This is a genomic window from Oligella ureolytica DSM 18253 (assembly GCF_000373745.1).
Lineage (GTDB): Bacteria > Pseudomonadota > Gammaproteobacteria > Burkholderiales > Burkholderiaceae_B > Oligella > Oligella ureolytica.
Window position 1 is genome coordinate 15,970 of record NZ_KB892304.1, and the last position, 14,947, is coordinate 30,916.

At 43.9% G+C, this 14,947-nt stretch carries 13 protein-coding genes and 1 pseudogene; 11 read left to right on the plus strand and 3 right to left on the minus strand.

What is annotated here, in order from left to right; translation table 11 throughout:
* Positions 1–2: 2 nt before the first annotated feature.
* The 5 genes from leuD (at position 3) to truA (ending at position 4,119) form a co-directional block, all read left to right on the plus strand.
* On the plus strand, positions 3–650 hold the full coding sequence (gene leuD, locus B092_RS0107540; protein ID WP_018574648.1) for a 3-isopropylmalate dehydratase small subunit: 648 nt from the start codon (positions 3–5) through the stop codon (positions 648–650).
* A gap of 86 nt (positions 651–736) precedes the next feature.
* The gene (gene leuB / locus B092_RS0107545) at positions 737–1,816 is read left to right on the plus strand and encodes a 3-isopropylmalate dehydrogenase (RefSeq protein ID WP_018574649.1); all 1,080 of its coding nucleotides are present in this window, start codon (positions 737–739) and stop codon (positions 1,814–1,816) included.
* Between the two features lie 123 nt (positions 1,817–1,939).
* Entirely contained in the window at positions 1,940–3,061 is a 1,122-nt protein-coding gene (gene asd, locus B092_RS0107550; RefSeq protein WP_018574650.1) for an aspartate-semialdehyde dehydrogenase, read from the plus strand.
* Between the two features lie 30 nt (positions 3,062–3,091).
* A complete protein-coding gene (locus B092_RS0107555; RefSeq protein WP_018574651.1) occupies positions 3,092–3,304 on the plus strand; it encodes a hypothetical protein in 213 nt (70 codons plus the stop codon).
* A complete protein-coding gene (truA, locus tag B092_RS0107560; protein WP_018574652.1) occupies positions 3,304–4,119 on the plus strand; it encodes a tRNA pseudouridine(38-40) synthase TruA in 816 nt (271 codons plus the stop codon). Before B092_RS0107555 ends, truA begins: the two co-directional genes overlap by 1 nt.
* Positions 4,120–4,139: 20 nt before the next feature.
* On the opposite strand, the gene B092_RS0107565 is transcribed toward truA, so the two are convergent.
* The 3 genes from B092_RS0107565 to B092_RS0107575 all read right to left on the minus strand — a co-directional run bounded on the left by B092_RS0107565 (position 4,140) and on the right by B092_RS0107575 (position 6,707).
* Entirely contained in the window at positions 4,140–4,871 is a 732-nt protein-coding gene (locus B092_RS0107565) for a M48 family metallopeptidase (RefSeq protein WP_018574653.1), read from the minus strand.
* 63 nt (positions 4,872–4,934) lie between these two features.
* Complete coding sequence (locus B092_RS0107570; RefSeq protein WP_018574654.1) at positions 4,935–5,723, minus strand: BPSS1780 family membrane protein; 789 nt, start codon at positions 5,721–5,723, stop codon at positions 4,935–4,937.
* A gap of 9 nt (positions 5,724–5,732) precedes the next feature.
* Positions 5,733–6,707, minus strand: a complete 975-nt coding sequence (locus tag B092_RS0107575; protein WP_018574655.1) for a homoserine kinase — start codon at positions 6,705–6,707, stop codon at positions 5,733–5,735.
* 146 nt (positions 6,708–6,853) lie between these two features.
* Here B092_RS0107575 and B092_RS0107580 point away from each other — a divergent pair, with 146 nt between their 5' ends.
* The 6 genes and pseudogenes from B092_RS0107580 to B092_RS13970 all read left to right on the plus strand — a co-directional run.
* Entirely contained in the window at positions 6,854–8,641 is a 1,788-nt protein-coding gene (locus B092_RS0107580; RefSeq protein ID WP_018574656.1) for a ClcB-like voltage-gated chloride channel protein, read from the plus strand.
* 14 nt (positions 8,642–8,655) lie between these two features.
* Entirely contained in the window at positions 8,656–9,675 is a 1,020-nt protein-coding gene (gene dusA, locus B092_RS13965; protein WP_018574657.1) for a tRNA dihydrouridine(20/20a) synthase DusA, read from the plus strand.
* 213 nt (positions 9,676–9,888) lie between these two features.
* Entirely contained in the window at positions 9,889–12,177 is a 2,289-nt protein-coding gene (gene nrdA / locus B092_RS0107590; protein ID WP_018574658.1) for a class 1a ribonucleoside-diphosphate reductase subunit alpha, read from the plus strand.
* Positions 12,178–12,249: 72 nt separating this feature from the next.
* On the plus strand, positions 12,250–13,383 hold the full coding sequence (gene nrdB / locus B092_RS0107595; RefSeq protein WP_018574659.1) for a class Ia ribonucleoside-diphosphate reductase subunit beta: 1,134 nt from the start codon (positions 12,250–12,252) through the stop codon (positions 13,381–13,383).
* A complete protein-coding gene (yfaE, locus tag B092_RS0107600; RefSeq protein ID WP_018574660.1) occupies positions 13,380–13,706 on the plus strand; it encodes a class I ribonucleotide reductase maintenance protein YfaE in 327 nt (108 codons plus the stop codon). The genes nrdB and yfaE overlap by 4 nt, the downstream gene beginning before the upstream one ends.
* A 181-nt stretch (positions 13,707–13,887) precedes the next feature.
* Positions 13,888–14,814 (plus strand): annotated as a pseudogene (locus tag B092_RS13970) (class I SAM-dependent methyltransferase); the annotation flags it as partial.
* Positions 14,815–14,947: the final 133 nt, after the last annotated feature.

The window sequence follows — 14,947 nt, forward strand, 5'->3', positions numbered from 1 at the left end:
GCATGGAAGCATTTACTATTCACAAGGGCTTAGTGGCTCCATTAGATCGTGCCAACGTTGATACCGATTTAATTATTCCAAAGCAGTTTTTAAAGTCAATCAAGCGTAGCGGTTTTGGTCCAAACCTATTTGATGAGTTGCGCTATTTAGATCATGGCGAACCGGGTATGGACAATAGCAAACGCCCACTTAATCCTGATTTTGTTTTAAATAAAGAGCGTTATCAGGGGGCTTCAGTACTGCTTGCTCGTGAGAACTTTGGCTGTGGGTCCAGCCGCGAACATGCTCCTTGGGCGCTGATGCAGTTCGGTTTTAAAGCGATTATTGCACCGTCATTTGCTGATATTTTCTTTAACAATAGCTTTAAAAATGGTTTATTGCCGATTATCTTAAGTGAAGATGAAGTAGCCAAGTTATTTGATGAGGTTGAAGCAAATCCTGGCTACCAGCTAACGATTGATTTAGATAAGCAAGAAGTGACGTCGCCCACAGGTGATACCTATCACTTTGAAATCGATCAGTTTCGTAAGTATTGTTTATTAAATGGACTCGATGATATTGGCTTAACCCTGCGTGAGGCTGATAAAATCAAAGCCTATGAGCAACAGCGCTTAGCAGATAAGCCTTGGCTTGCTAGAGTTGCCAATTAATTCTAATTAACCTTTTTGCAAGATAGCCCATAAATGTACAAGATATGGGCTATCTTGCATAACTTTTAAATTAACAAAGAAAAGTCATGACGTATAAAGTAGCAGTGTTACCCGGAGACGGTATTGGTTCTGAGATCGTTGAGCAGGCCGTTCGCGTTCTAAAAGCCTTAGAGTTGGATATTGAATTTGAAGAGGCACCGGTGGGTGGTGCAGCTTATGAAAGTGATGGTCACCCACTGCCTGAGCGTACGCTAGAGCTTGCTAAAAATGCTGATGCCATTTTGTTCGGTGCCGTTGGCGACTGGAAGTACGATTCGTTAGAGCGTCATCTGCGACCTGAACAAGCGATTCTGGGTTTACGTAAGGCACTTGGTTTGTTTGCTAACCTACGTCCGGCTATTTTATACCCTGAGTTGGCTAATGCCTCATCTCTTAAGCCGGAAATCGTTTCCGGTCTGGACTTATTAATTGTTCGCGAGCTCACCGGTGATATTTATTTTGGTATGCCGCGCGGTCTGCGCAAAGCAGTCGATGGGCCATACGAGGGTGAGGATGAGGGCTTTGATACGATGCGCTACGCAGAAAGCGAAGTCCGTCGTATTGCTAAGATCGCTTTTGATGCAGCTAAAAAACGAAGCGGTAAATTACTTAGCGTTGACAAAGCAAATGTACTTGAAACTTCTCAGTTTTGGCGCAATATCATGATTGACGAAAGTCGTGATTATCCGGAAGTTGAATTGAGCCACATGTATGTGGACAATGCGGCCATGCAGTTGGTGCGTGCACCGAAAGAGCTGGATGTGGTTGTGACGGGCAATCTATTTGGTGATATTTTATCTGATGAAGCCGCGATGTTGACCGGTTCAATCGGTATGTTGCCATCAGCTTCTCTCAATGAAAAGGGGCAAGGCCTTTATGAGCCTAGCCATGGCTCAGCACCGGATATCGCCGGTCAGGATATTGCGAATCCATTGGCACAGATTTTATCGGCTGCCATGATGCTACGCTATAGCTTTAATATGGAAGAGCCTGCACAAAGAATCGAAGCAGCGGTTCGAAATGTCTTGGCGCAAGGCTACCGTACAGCTGATATTTACGAAGAGGGCACACAAAAAGTTGGCACTAAGGCCATGGGTGATGCCGTGATTGCTGCACTAGGCGTATAGGACTTGGCGCTTGCTCCTAAGTGCTTGATTTTTATTAATGATAACTGTCTCTATCGCTCTATTTTAAGGGCGATAGTGATAGAATAAAATGTTAGATTTAATTTTTCTTGGTAGGTAATTATTATGTCAAAAGCAGTTGCTCTCGTCGGTTGGCGAGGCATGGTGGGTTCGGTTCTCATGCAGCGTATGCGCGATGAGGGTGATTTTAAACTGATCGAGCCGGTGTTTTTCTCAACGAGTAATGCCGGCGGCGCTGCTCCTGAGTGGGCAGAGGGTGCCGGTCCTTTACAGGACGCATTCGATATTGATGCCCTTAAAAAACTACCTATCATCTTAACTGCTCAGGGCGGTGATTACACCAATGAAGTTTATCCAAAGTTGCGCGCTGCGGGTTGGGATGGTATCTGGATTGATGCGGCCAGTGCATTACGTATGAATGATGACGCCGTTATCGTGCTTGACCCCATCAACCGCGACTTAATTGATACCGCCTTAGCCAAGGGTGTACGTGATTTTGTCGGTGGTAACTGTACTGTCAGCTGTATGTTGATGGGCGTTGGCGGCTTATTCAAACACGACTTAGTCGAGTGGATGAGCAGTATGACATACCAAGCAGCCTCTGGCGGTGGTGCTCAGCATATGCGTGAGCTCTTAACTCAGTTTGGCGTTATCGGTAATTCAGTTAAGTCTTTATTAGATGATCCGGCATCGGCTATTTTAGAAATTGACCGTCAGGTATTGGCAACGCAACGCGATCCTGAGCTGCCGCAAAGTAATTTTGGTGTACCACTCGGTGGTAGCTTGATTCCTTGGATTGATAGTCAATTGGACAATGGCCAATCGCGTGAGGAGTGGAAGGCGCAGGCTGAGACCAATAAGGTTCTAGGTCGTAGCGGTGACTCAATTGTTCCTATTGATGGGTTATGCGTACGTGTTGGAGCGATGCGTAGCCATAGTCAGGCATTGACTTTTAAACTCAAAAAAGATGTGCCACTCGATGAAATCAACGACATTATCGCTGAGAGCAGTGAATGGGCTAAGTTCGTTCCCAATGAGCGTGATATTACTATGCGCGAGTTAACACCGGTAGCAGTTACCGGCACCTTGGATATTCCGGTGGGTCGTGTTCGCAAGTTAAACATGGGACCAGACTATATCAGCGCCTTCACTGTAGGTGACCAGCTATTATGGGGTGCTGCCGAGCCTTTACGTCGTATGCTACGTATTGCCTTAGGCGAGTTATAATCAGTCTTTGTAGTTTAAAAGGTATTGAAGATGGAGTTGCTGCAAATCATCAGCGATCATGTTGCTATTTTCTTAGTGGCTTTAGTTGTATCACTAGCGGCACTCCTCTTTCTTGCCAATAAGTTTATGCGTTCTGATTCTGCGCAGGGTGCTTCTGAGCGCAATTCGTCTGATCAAAGCCCTGCAGCCGTCGCCTTTAGAAAGCAATTAAAAGAAATCAATTTAGACTTGGATAAAAATTAATGGCCAAGCATCGCATTGCTTTAGGTATTTCTTACCAGGGACAAAATTACTTCGGGTGGCAAGTTCAAGCAGATAGACCCACTGTACAAGCTGAAGTTGAAAAAGCGCTTAGCCAATTTATTACGGTTCCAACGCAAGTGGTTTGTGCGGGCCGTACAGACACAGGTGTTCATGCGATCAATCAAATAGTGCATCTTGATACGGATGCTACACGCAGTGATAATTCGTGGGTTAGAGGGGTGAATAGCTTTTTACCTGCGGATATACGAATTAAGTGGGCCAAAGAGGTCGATCCCGAATTCCATGCGCGCTTTGATGCAGAGGAACGCACGTATCTGTATGTGCTGCGCAATCATTCGGTGCACTCTGCTATTTTGCAAGGACTGGTGGGCTGGTTTCACTCGCCGTTAGATCTTGAGCAGATGCAAGAGGCGGCTAATTATTTAGTTGGTACCCATGATTTCACGAGCTTCCGTTCTTCTGAGTGCCAGGCACATTCGTCCATTCGAACTATTCAACATCTGCATATTCAACAGCAAGGTAATTTGTTCGTTTTTTCCATCAAGGGCAATGCTTTTTTACATCATATGGTGCGAAATATTATCGGTTGCCTAGTGTATGTGGGCAAGGGTAAGTATCAGCCAAATTACATGGCTAAACTGCTTGAGTTAAGGGATCGCAAATACGCAGCCCCTACCTTTATGGCCGATGGTCTTTACCTATCGCATATTCGTTATCCAAAAAAATCGGGTATTAATGACTTAATACCCGAACTTGATATGGCTGATAGCTTAAGCTATTTATTAAATGCCTAGCTTGGCGCGTCGACAAGCACCTAGTTCGTCTTAGCAATGCGGTCTGCGCGAGCCGAAGGGTTGGGGTGCGAGGCAAACATGCTGGAATTGTTGCCACCTAGCGCCGCTAGTTTACGTAATGCAGACACAGCAGCCTCTTTGCTTTTTCCTTGTTCCTTTAAAATCTTCAGGCCGTAGGCGTCAGCTTCGTATTCGTGAGCTTGTGAGTATTGGGCATTGACTAATTGATGGCCTAATTGACCAATCACGCCGCTTGATAGTGAAGCAACCGCAGAGCCGGTTGATGAGACCGCCTGTAACGCAGCAGAACTAAGCATTTTAGCCCGGGTTTGTTGTTTAGAGTGACCCTTCACAACGTGGCCAACCTCATGTCCAATGACGTATAGTAGCTCGTCATCGGTCATTTTATCCATTAGGCCACTATAAACACGAATGCCACCATTAGGCAGAGCAAAGGCATTGACCTCATTGGTTAAATACACCTGATAATTTAACTGATGACCTTCATAGCTTGTTAGGTTACGAGTAATATTGTTTAGACGCTTAGTGTATGCGTTGCTGGCGGGTGCAATTGAGTTTTGAGCATCAAGCTGTTGTTGTGCTCGAACACCAAGCGCATTCACTTCACTGTCACTGATGCTGGCTGCGCTGGCAAGTGTTGAGGCTGCACCCACCATACCGGCAACATTCATCGTTTCACAAGCACTTAAACTTAAACAAACTGCAGCGGCTACTAAAATTTTATTGGACATAGTGATCCCTTAAAAAGATATTGATTTTCACTAACTACAATCGTGACAACGGGTTAATTGTGCTCACATGGCACGTTGATAAATTTGCCGGTAACTGATGTACATGGCACAGTAAACAGTCATTAATAATGATATAAAAACTAGCTGTAAAATGAAAGCAAAAAATGCGCCTGTAATGCCAGCGGAAATGACAAAGAGCATTAAGATCCAAATAATAAAACCGATAATGCAGACGCTAAAACCCAGCGTGATAAATGGCCCGATATTACGCAAGACGCCGACGCAGGAAAATACAATTGATTTTATGGTGCTGACGTTATTCCAAATGATTAGGGCTGGCACAAACCAATACACTAGACTTAAAATGATTGTATTTACAACCGTGATCACAATAGCCCAAGGATTGATAGCGGCAATTAAGGAATGATAGGTGTCGGCCGTAATATGCCCATTGCCTGATGAGCTGACAATATTTGCCACTTCACTTTCTTTAATCAATGCCGGCGTTAAAAAAACATCGAGAATGAAAAAAACTACCCCGTAGACAAGCCCGGAGATAAGTAAAGTCTTAAGCGTTTGGGGTTGTCTAAATGGTTCAAAAAGTGCCTGCCAGTTAAGCTTTTTATTGTTAAAAAGAAAATGGCTGCACAGTAAAATAAAGGCGATATAGATTGGCTGCACCAAGGCTACACTGAGTAAGCCTATGATACCGAGCAATTGAATACTGACAATGGTGTTGAAATTCCAAACAAAGGCGAGCGCTATAAATAAGGTAGGGCGCTTTTTAAAAATCGCAAAACCTTGTTTTAACCAATCCAGTCCGGCGCCTGCAGGAAGTTTTACAGCTTGCATTAATCGTCCTTAGCGTTGAGGTAATGGTGGAATATCGCCGTAAGTACGCGACTTCAGAATGCGCTCAAAGTGCGTAGGGTCGTGCGGTTTAAGGCTTTGGGCAGGACGTGGTAGATGAAAATCAAATAGTCGCGAGGTCCAAAATCTTAATGCTGCTGCTCTTAGTGCTACCGGCCAAAGCTCACGCTCAGCATCAGTAAAAGGACGCCCTTGGTGGTAACTGCTAAGCCAAGCGTCGACCAATTCAGGAATCAAATCACCGCTATCGCGATCAATGCACCAGTCATTGACGGCAACCGCCACATCAAATAACCAACGATCAACACCGGCAAAATAAAAATCAATGACACCACCTAGACTTGGGTGCTCATACGTACCATCAAACAGCACATTATCGCGAAACAAATCGCAATGGCATGGACCACCGGGCATAAAGCGCCAGGCAAAGTCGTTTTGTACGCTAATTTGTTCTTCTAAAGACCCTTCATATAACGCCTGAAGCTCTTCAGTTAAAAATGGTTTGATTTGAGGGTAAGTTGCTTGCCACCAACTGAGGCCGCGTAAGTTAGGCTGATTAAGGGGCAGATCATAGGCAGCAATATGCTGTCTGGCTTGAGCTCGAGCGACTATTTCACAGTGCTTAGCACTTGGGTGAGCTTCCCAACCGCCATTGAGACGTAATACGATAGAGACCGGTTTGCCATCAAAAACTCCCCAGATACTGCCATCATTGCGCTTTTGAGGCATAGGAACCGCTTGCTTTTTGAGGCCCAAGCCGTACATCAAATCCAAATAGAAGGGGATTTGCTCCGTGGTTAAGACTTCAAAGATGGTGAGTACATACTCACCCTTGGTTGTTGTTAAAAAATAATTAGTATTTTCAATGCCCGCAGTAATACCCTGCATGGAAACAAACTCACCCAGGTCGTAGTCTTGTAAAATAACCTGAGCTTCTTCAGGAGATACGGGAGTAAAAACAGCCATAGAATTAATTAAATCTTATAAAGTGTATGAAGATGAGTAAAATAAAGACTCGAATGCTGATTTTACCAGTCTCGCCATGCAATTCCTAATAAACTGGGGAGTTGCCCTTTAAAATTTAAATCCACGATTTAAAAGCAATTATTATCATGCCCATTAAACGCCGTATCAATTATTTACGTAAGCGGTTTGCCCGTCGATCTTTGTTTCACAGCCAAGCAGTGATTTTGTTGTGGGCTGTATTGATGGGTGTTGTTGGTGCCTTGGCGACCTTGATTTTTTTTCAGAGTGTTCGTTGGCTACAAATGCTGACGATGGGGGAAGCGGGCACGATTGATAGTGTCGTGTCTAACTATAGCACTTGGCAGACAATTGTTTATCCGTGTTTAGCCGGATTAGTAGGGGGCTTGTTGTTATCTTGGTCTGCGAGTATCAAGACAGACACAAACTCGGACTATATGGAGGCGGTGGCACTGGGTGACGGTCGCTTATCGATCAAGCAGGGGGTGTTGCGTATTCTGTCCTCGCTGACAGTGATTACTTCCGGTTTTTCAATTGGTCGAGAGGGACCGATGATTCATATGGGGTCGATGCTGTCGTCAGCTATCGGGCGCTTTTTCTTTATGAATGCGAGGCAGCTCCGCCTAGTCGTTGCGTGCGGGGCGGCCGGTGCTGTGTCAGCGGCTTATCATACACCCATCGCCGGTGCTTTATTTGTTGCAGAGATTGTCGTTGGCAGTATGTCAATGGCCATTGTCGGACCTTTACTGGTTGCTGCTATGTCAGCTCACTTGACCACGCGTTTTTTCGGTAGTCATTTTTTATTGTATGAAATTGACATAGAAATATCGCTCACGACAGAGTTAATCATCTGTGCCATTATTATCGGTGTTTTTGCCGGCGTCTTGTCACCGCTTTTTTTAAGGACACTGGACTGGTGTAAAAAAGCGCTTAAATTGACTCCGCTGCCACTGGCTGCTCGTATGGCGATTGCCGGTGCGTTTGTCGGTATTTTTTTACTATATGATCCACGCTTAGCAGGCAACGGCGATTCCATTGTCTCAACCTTTATTCATGGGGTGGATTGGACCTGGCAGTTCTTAGCTATCTTTTTATTATTAAAAGTGGCGGTCACCCTGATTTCAGTAGGATCCGGTGCGGTAGGCGGTGTGATTACACCGATTATGTTTATTGGTGCGGCGGTCGCTCTCTTGATACTTAAAACGGCACTGCTGATTTTTCCCGTTTTAGTGCCTTATAGTCCGGTATTTGTTATTTTAGGGATGGGTGCTTTTTTATCTGCCGCTTCTAGTGCCCCCTTGATGGCTATTATTATGATGATTGAAATGTCATATAATCAATCAATCGTGGTGCCCGTTGTGCTTGCTTGTGTGATTGCCAGTTTTCTTGCGCGTCAGATTAATGGTTTGGTGATGTTTAATGTCACCACAAATCGCGAAGAAGACATTCGTTTACGCCATCGATTGGGTAATGTTCGTATTGAGCAGTTAGTCAACAAAAATCCTGAAAACACCATCCTTAGCGATAAGTTAGTCGGTGAGGCAATTGATATGTTTACAGAGCTGAGTGTACGTTATCTTTACGTCATCAATGATGATAATGAGTTTATGGGCGTATTGGCTCATAGAGACATCACCCGCGGTTTATTAGGTGCGGTAAAACCTGATGAGCCGATACCGGCACACTTAATTTCACGTACCTATTTAGAGCCTTTACGCTTAGGAATGACCTTAGATGAGGTGCAGGATGAATTTGTCACTTATAATGGAGAGCGTTTGCCGGTCTTGGACTTTTCTGATCCTCCGCATCTTTTAGGGGTTGTCTATAAATCTGATGTACTTCGACGATATAGCGAGATTAAAAAGTCCATCGATAAGACGAGCGAAGTCAAAATGAACCCATTTATTCGTAATTAATTTCTTAATTCTTTATGGCCTCAATCTACGAGTCTCCCGATCAACCTTGGCGTTTATCAATTGCACCTATGTTGGATGTAACGGATAGGCATGCACGTTATTTTTATCGTTTACTGGCGCCAAAGGCATTACTTTACACTGAGATGGTGACAACAGGCGCATTGATACACGGTGATGTCAAACGGCACCTCCAATTTAATATAGAAGAGCATCCTGTTGCATTACAACTTGGCGGCAGTGAACCTGAAGACCTTGCGCATTGCGCTAAATTAGGTCAGCAGTGGGGTTACGATGAAATTAATTTGAACTGTGGCTGTCCCTCAGAGCGTGTGCAAAAGGGAGCGTTTGGGGCGTGCCTCATGGCTGAGGTCGATTTAGTCGCTGATTGTCTAAAAGCAATGCAGGATGCTGTGAGTGTGCCTGTCACGGTCAAGCACCGATTAGGGCTCGACTACAATGATGACTACGGTTTTGTTCGCGATTTTGTGGGCACCTTGATACAAAAAAGTGATATCCGTATTTTTATTGCTCATGCGCGTAATGCGGTTTTAAAAGGCTTATCTCCCAAAGATAATCGTGAGATACCTCCGCTACGCTATGAGTGGGTTACTCAACTTCGTCAGGATTTTCCAGAAGCGCGTTTTATCTTAAATGGCGGCTTAAGCGATGTTGAGCAAATGTACCATCAAGCACAAGCGTTTGAGGGCATTATGGTCGGTCGAGCGGCTTGGCATGAGCCCTACCGTATCAGAGAGGTGAGTCGCTTACTTTGGCCGGAGGTAAATCATGTTCAAATTGATGATATCATCCAGGCTATATATGACTATGCTATTGTTCAAAGACAAGAAGGTGTGCCTTTGCGATTTATTATGAAGCCTTTGCTTGGTTTATTTAATGGTCAAAAGGGTGCTAGATTATGGCGTCAGTCATTGTCTAATGCTCAGGAGCTAAATAAAGGGCACCCGGAATTATTACTTAAATCGTATGAGCACTTTAAAAATATGTCGCACGCAGTATCGATAGGTAATCCATAATAATACGATTATTCGACGCGTATTTTTCTTGATTGTCAATGCTTTTAAAGCATCTTTTTAATTCTAGTGGTATTACTTGATTTTCTATTGGAAATCGATTTTAATACTATATATTGATTGCAAATCATTATCTTTAACTACATATAGACTTTTTGGTTTTGTTTGGCCCAGAGGTGAAACAAGCCCAAAAAGCCCATTTTCAAAGGGGTCTTCATGAATAAATCTCTGTTAGTGACGAAGCGAGATGGCCGTCAGGAACCGCTTGATCTAGACAAAATCCACCGTGTTTTAGATTGGGCTGCAGAGGGCTTGGATCATGTTTCAGTATCTCAGGTTGAGTTACGTTCACAGATCCAGTTTTATGACGGTATCAAAACCGAGCATATTCACGAAACAGTTATTAAAGCCGCCGCCGATTTGATTTCAGAGGAAGCTGCTGATTATCAATTTATGGCTGCACGCTTAGCAATTTTCCATTTGCGCAAAAAGGCCTATGGCAAGTTTGAGCCGCCAAAGCTTTACGACCATGTAAAGGCCATGGTCAAGACCAATAAGTATGATCGTCACTTACTCGAGGACTATACTGAGGAAGAGTTCGAGCAGATGAACTCTTTCTTAGTTCACGATCGCGACTTAACATTTGCCTACGCTGCTGTTAACCAGCTAGAGGGTAAGTACCTAATTCAAAATCGTGTCACAGGTGAGATTTTTGAGAGTCCACAGTTTCTCTACATTTTAGTAGCTGCTTGCTTATTTTCTAAGTATCCTAAAGAAACTCGTTTACAGTACGTCAAGGACTTCTATGATGCGACGTCTACTTTCAAGATTTCTTTACCTACGCCTATTATGGCTGGCGTACGTACACCGACACGTCAATTCAGTTCGTGCGTCCTGATAGAGTGTGATGATAGCTTAGACTCTATTAATGCAACGAGTGCAGCGATTGTGCGTTATGTTTCCCAGCGTGCCGGTATTGGTATTAATGCCGGGCGTATTCGTGCGGTTGGTAGTGCCATTCGTGGCGGTGAGGCACAGCATACCGGTTGTATTCCTTTTTATAAGCACTTCCAAACAGCAGTTAAGTGTTGTTCACAGGGAGGGGTGCGCGGCGGTGCTGCCACCTTATTCTATCCCATGTGGCATTTGGAGGTTGAGTCTTTACTAGTACTTAAGAACAACCGCGGCGTAGAAGAAAATCGAGTACGTCATATGGACTATGGTGTACAGATTAATCGCTTGCTATATCAGCGCTTGATTAAAGGTCAGAACATTACCTTGTTTTCTCCATCTGATGTTCCAGGCTTGTACGACGCTTTCTTTGCAGATCAAGATGAGTTTGAACGTCTGTACGTTCAGTATGAAGCAGATGATTCGATCCGTAAGCGTAGTGTTAAGGCGGCCGATCTCTTCTCGTTGATGATGCAGGAGCGTGCGGGCACCGGCCGTATCTATATCCAAAACGTTGACCACTGTAATACGCATAGTCCATTTGACCCATCAGTTGCTCCTGTGCGTCAATCGAATCTATGTCTTGAGATTGCCTTACCAACCAAGCCGTTAGATGATATTAACGATGAAAATGGTGAGATTGCTTTATGTACCTTGTCAGCCTTTAACCTTGGTGCGCTTGAGTCCTTAGATGAGTTAGAGCATTTATCGGATCTCATCGTCCGAGCGTTAGATGCGCTACTAGATTATCAAGACTACCCGATTAAAGCGGCAAAAATTGCTACCATGAACCGTCGTACCTTGGGTGTTGGTGTCATTAACTATGCTTATTATTTGGCAAAAAATGGTGCCCGTTACTCAGATGGCAGTGGTAACTCCCTGACTCACCGCACGTTTGAAGCGATTCAATATTATTTATTAAAAGCGTCAATGAACTTGTCTAAAGAGTATGGCCCTTGTTTGGCATTCAATGAAACAACTTACGCTCAGGGTATTTTGCCAATTGATACTTACAAGAAAGATGTAGATGCTTACTGTCAAGAACCATTGCAGTTAGATTGGGAAGCCTTACGTAATGACATTAAAACGCACGGTTTACGTAACTCAACCTTAACTGCATTGATGCCATCTGAGACATCGAGTCAGATTTCCAATGCGACCAATGGTATTGAGCCACCACGTGGATTGATTACGGTTAAAGCCTCTAAAGACGGCACCTTGCGCCAAGTTGTACCTGAGTACGAGCGTCTAAGAGGGCAGTACGAGACACTTTGGAATATGCCATCTAACGACGGGTATTTACGCCTCGTTGGGATTATGCAAAAGTTTGTGGATCAGGCGATTTCTGCCAATACAAACTATGACCCGTCGCGTTTCCCAAATGGTAAGGTACCAATGAGTGAGCTGCTCAAAGACTTATTAAATGCTTATAAATACGGTCTAAAAACGCTTTACTATCACAACACACGTGATGGCGCTCAAGATGACCAAGGTGACTTGGTTAACTTAAGCGATGCCGCTGATGATTGCGAAAGCGGTGCGTGCAAAATTTAATTCTCTGCGCTTAAATTTTTTAAGCTGATTAAGAATTTAAGCGCTTTACACCTGTTTTATATAAGAGCTTTTATGTTATATAGTACGTTTAATGAAACCCCAAATGATGCCCTCAAAGAACCGATGTTCTTTGGTCAAAGCGTCAACGTTGCACGTTATGATCAACAAAAATTTGAGGTATTTGAAAAGCTGATTGAAAAGCAGCTGTCTTTCTTCTGGCGTCCGGAAGAGGTAGACGTATCACAAGACAGAATCGATTATGCTGCGCTACCGGAGCATGAAAAGCATATCTTTATTTCAAACCTTAAGTATCAGACATTGCTGGATTCGATTCAGGGCCGTAGTCCTAACGTCGCATTTTTGCCGATTGTTTCTCTGCCGGAATTAGAAACTTGGATTGAAACTTGGTCTTTTTCAGAGACTATTCACTCACGTTCCTATACGCATATTATCCGCAACATTGTTAACGATCCTTCAATCGTTTTTGATGATATTGTGACTAACGAGCATATTTTAGAGCGTGCACGCGATATTTCTAAATACTACGATGACTTAATTCGTTCTGTTTCGCTGTATCAGCTATTTGGTGAGGGCACTCATACGCTTAACGGCAAAACCGAGGTGGTCAATTTAAGAGAGCTTAAAAAGAAGCTTTATTTGTGCCTAATGTCGGTGAATATTCTTGAAGCTATCCGGTTTTATATCAGCTTTGCGTGCTCCTTTGCCTTTGCCGAAAGAAAGCTGATGGAGGGTAACGCTAAGATCATTAAGTTGATTGCTCGTGATGAGGCACTTCACTTAGTGAGTACTCAGCATATGCTGAATATCATGCGTAATGGTCAAGATGATCCCGAGATGGTTGAGATTGCCAAAGAGCTTGAGCAAGAATGCTTCGACATGTTCAAGGATTCTGCAGAGCAAGAAAAAGAGTGGGCCAGCTATTTGTTTAAAGATGGGTCGATGATTGGTTTAAATCGCGATATCTTATGTAAATACGTTGAGTACATTACTAACTCACGTATGGCTGCTGTTGGTCTTAAACCTGCTTTTGAGGGTGCTACTCAAAACCCGATTCCTTGGATCAATGCATGGTTATCTTCGGATAACGTTCAAGTCGCTCCTCAGGAGGTTGAAATCAGTTCTTATCTCATCGGCCAGATCGATGCAGAGATTAATCCGGATGATTTATCTGGGTTCGAACTATGAGTCGAGTCTTCACTTGGGACGGCAGCTTTGAATTACTAAATGACGAGACCATGCTCGAAGGTCTGGAACGTCAAGGTTATGCCGTCGAATACCAATGCCGTGCCGGTTATTGTGGCTCATGCCGTACTACCCTAGTGGGTGGTGAGGTTGAATATATCACTGAGCCCTTGGCCTATGTCAATCCCGGTGAAATACTACCTTGTTGTTGCCGACCGGCTCCTGAGGCAAGGGTTGACGTCGAGGTTGTCGGTAGCAGTCGCAATGAAGAGCGTAGACAAGACGCAGTAGAAGATATTGATCAATACGTCGAAAAGCTCTTCTAATTCAGCGCATCATATTAAAAGCTCAAATACATCGTTATTTGAGCTTTTTTCATAGAAATAGACGAGTAAATTAAGCAGCTCGTTATTCTTTACCCTAATGGCAAAAACACCTCAACGACTTTTCAAACATACTCCCCTATAATAGTTCTTATACGTGTTCATAAGTACAGGAGAGTGTTTCATGGTGTTTGAAAACAAACTAGCGCAGTGGGCAGGTGTCATTCGAGAGCAGTTTAATATACCGGCTCGTTTGGTTCTTTCTAGTGGTCAAGAGATGAATTTTGGTGAATTTTCAGAGCCTCTTGTCACGATCAAAATGAATAACTCATCAGCGACTCCGTTGTTGCTTAATCCAACACTAGCCAATCTGGCTGAAGCGTATATCAAGGGTAAAATAGATGTCGAGGGCAGGCTTAGCGACGTCATCAATATCAGTTATGCATTAGCACGCAGCAGTTCAGAGCAACCGAGCAAATTCGCTCGAGTAGCACGCTATTTCACCCATACTAAATCCAGTGACCGCCAGTCGATTCAGTATCATTATGATGTATCCAATGATTTTTACCGATTATGGCTTGACGATAATATGGTTTATTCATGCGCTTATTTTGAACAGGGCAATGAAGATCTTGCCACGGCACAGATTAAAAAAATCGATCATATTCTGACCAAGATTCAATTAAAACCTGGGCATCGTCTACTAGACATTGGTTGTGGTTGGGGCGCCTTAGTACTTCGTGCTGCCAGTAAATTTGGAGCCCATTGCGTGGGTGTGACGCTCTCACAAAATCAGTTTGATCTTGCCACCGAACGAGTAAAAGAAGCTGGCTTAAGTGACCGCATCGAAATCCGTTTACAAGACTATCGCGACATTACAGGTCAATTTGATCGAATTAGCAGTGTCGGTATGTTTGAGCACGTTGGCAAGAAAAATCTGCCAGCGTATTTTGCCCGTGTTTGCGAGCTGCTGACCGATGAGGGGATCGCCATGAATCATGGCATTACGTCAACGGATGCCGATAGTAGCGGTAACTCGCTGGGTGGTGGTGAATTCATCGAACGCTATGTTTTTCCTAATGGTGAGCTTCCTCATATTAGCTTGAGACTTTTGCATAAAAACGGTTAAATAGCGCTTTTTTGTTCTACTTGGAAATTTTTTGATTTTTTTAGGAAATTTTCGACAAATTTCACCCCGCTTTTATCGATAAATGCCTGTTTTTTTGGCATTTATCTGCCTAATT

Excerpts from the sequence above, each read along its gene's own strand:
- B092_RS0107575 (WP_018574655.1), bottom strand. The coding sequence starts at position 6,707 with ATGGCTGTTTTTACTCCCGTATCTCCTGAAGAAGCTCAGGTTATTTTA.
- nrdB (WP_018574659.1), top strand. The coding sequence starts at position 12,250 with ATGTTATATAGTACGTTTAATGAAACCCCAAATGATGCCCTCAAAGAA.
- leuD (WP_018574648.1), top strand. The coding sequence starts at position 3 with ATGGAAGCATTTACTATTCACAAGGGCTTAGTGGCTCCATTAGATCGT.
- nrdA (WP_018574658.1), top strand. The coding sequence starts at position 9,889 with ATGAATAAATCTCTGTTAGTGACGAAGCGAGATGGCCGTCAGGAACCG.
- dusA (WP_018574657.1), top strand. The coding sequence starts at position 8,656 with ATGGCCTCAATCTACGAGTCTCCCGATCAACCTTGGCGTTTATCAATT.
- leuB (WP_018574649.1), top strand. The coding sequence starts at position 737 with ATGACGTATAAAGTAGCAGTGTTACCCGGAGACGGTATTGGTTCTGAG.
- B092_RS0107555 (WP_018574651.1), top strand. The coding sequence starts at position 3,092 with ATGGAGTTGCTGCAAATCATCAGCGATCATGTTGCTATTTTCTTAGTG.
- B092_RS0107570 (WP_018574654.1), bottom strand. The coding sequence starts at position 5,723 with ATGCAAGCTGTAAAACTTCCTGCAGGCGCCGGACTGGATTGGTTAAAA.
- B092_RS0107580 (WP_018574656.1), top strand. The coding sequence starts at position 6,854 with ATGCCCATTAAACGCCGTATCAATTATTTACGTAAGCGGTTTGCCCGT.
- B092_RS0107565 (WP_018574653.1), bottom strand. The coding sequence starts at position 4,871 with ATGTCCAATAAAATTTTAGTAGCCGCTGCAGTTTGTTTAAGTTTAAGT.
- asd (WP_018574650.1), top strand. The coding sequence starts at position 1,940 with ATGTCAAAAGCAGTTGCTCTCGTCGGTTGGCGAGGCATGGTGGGTTCG.
- truA (WP_018574652.1), top strand. The coding sequence starts at position 3,304 with ATGGCCAAGCATCGCATTGCTTTAGGTATTTCTTACCAGGGACAAAAT.
- yfaE (WP_018574660.1), top strand. The coding sequence starts at position 13,380 with ATGAGTCGAGTCTTCACTTGGGACGGCAGCTTTGAATTACTAAATGAC.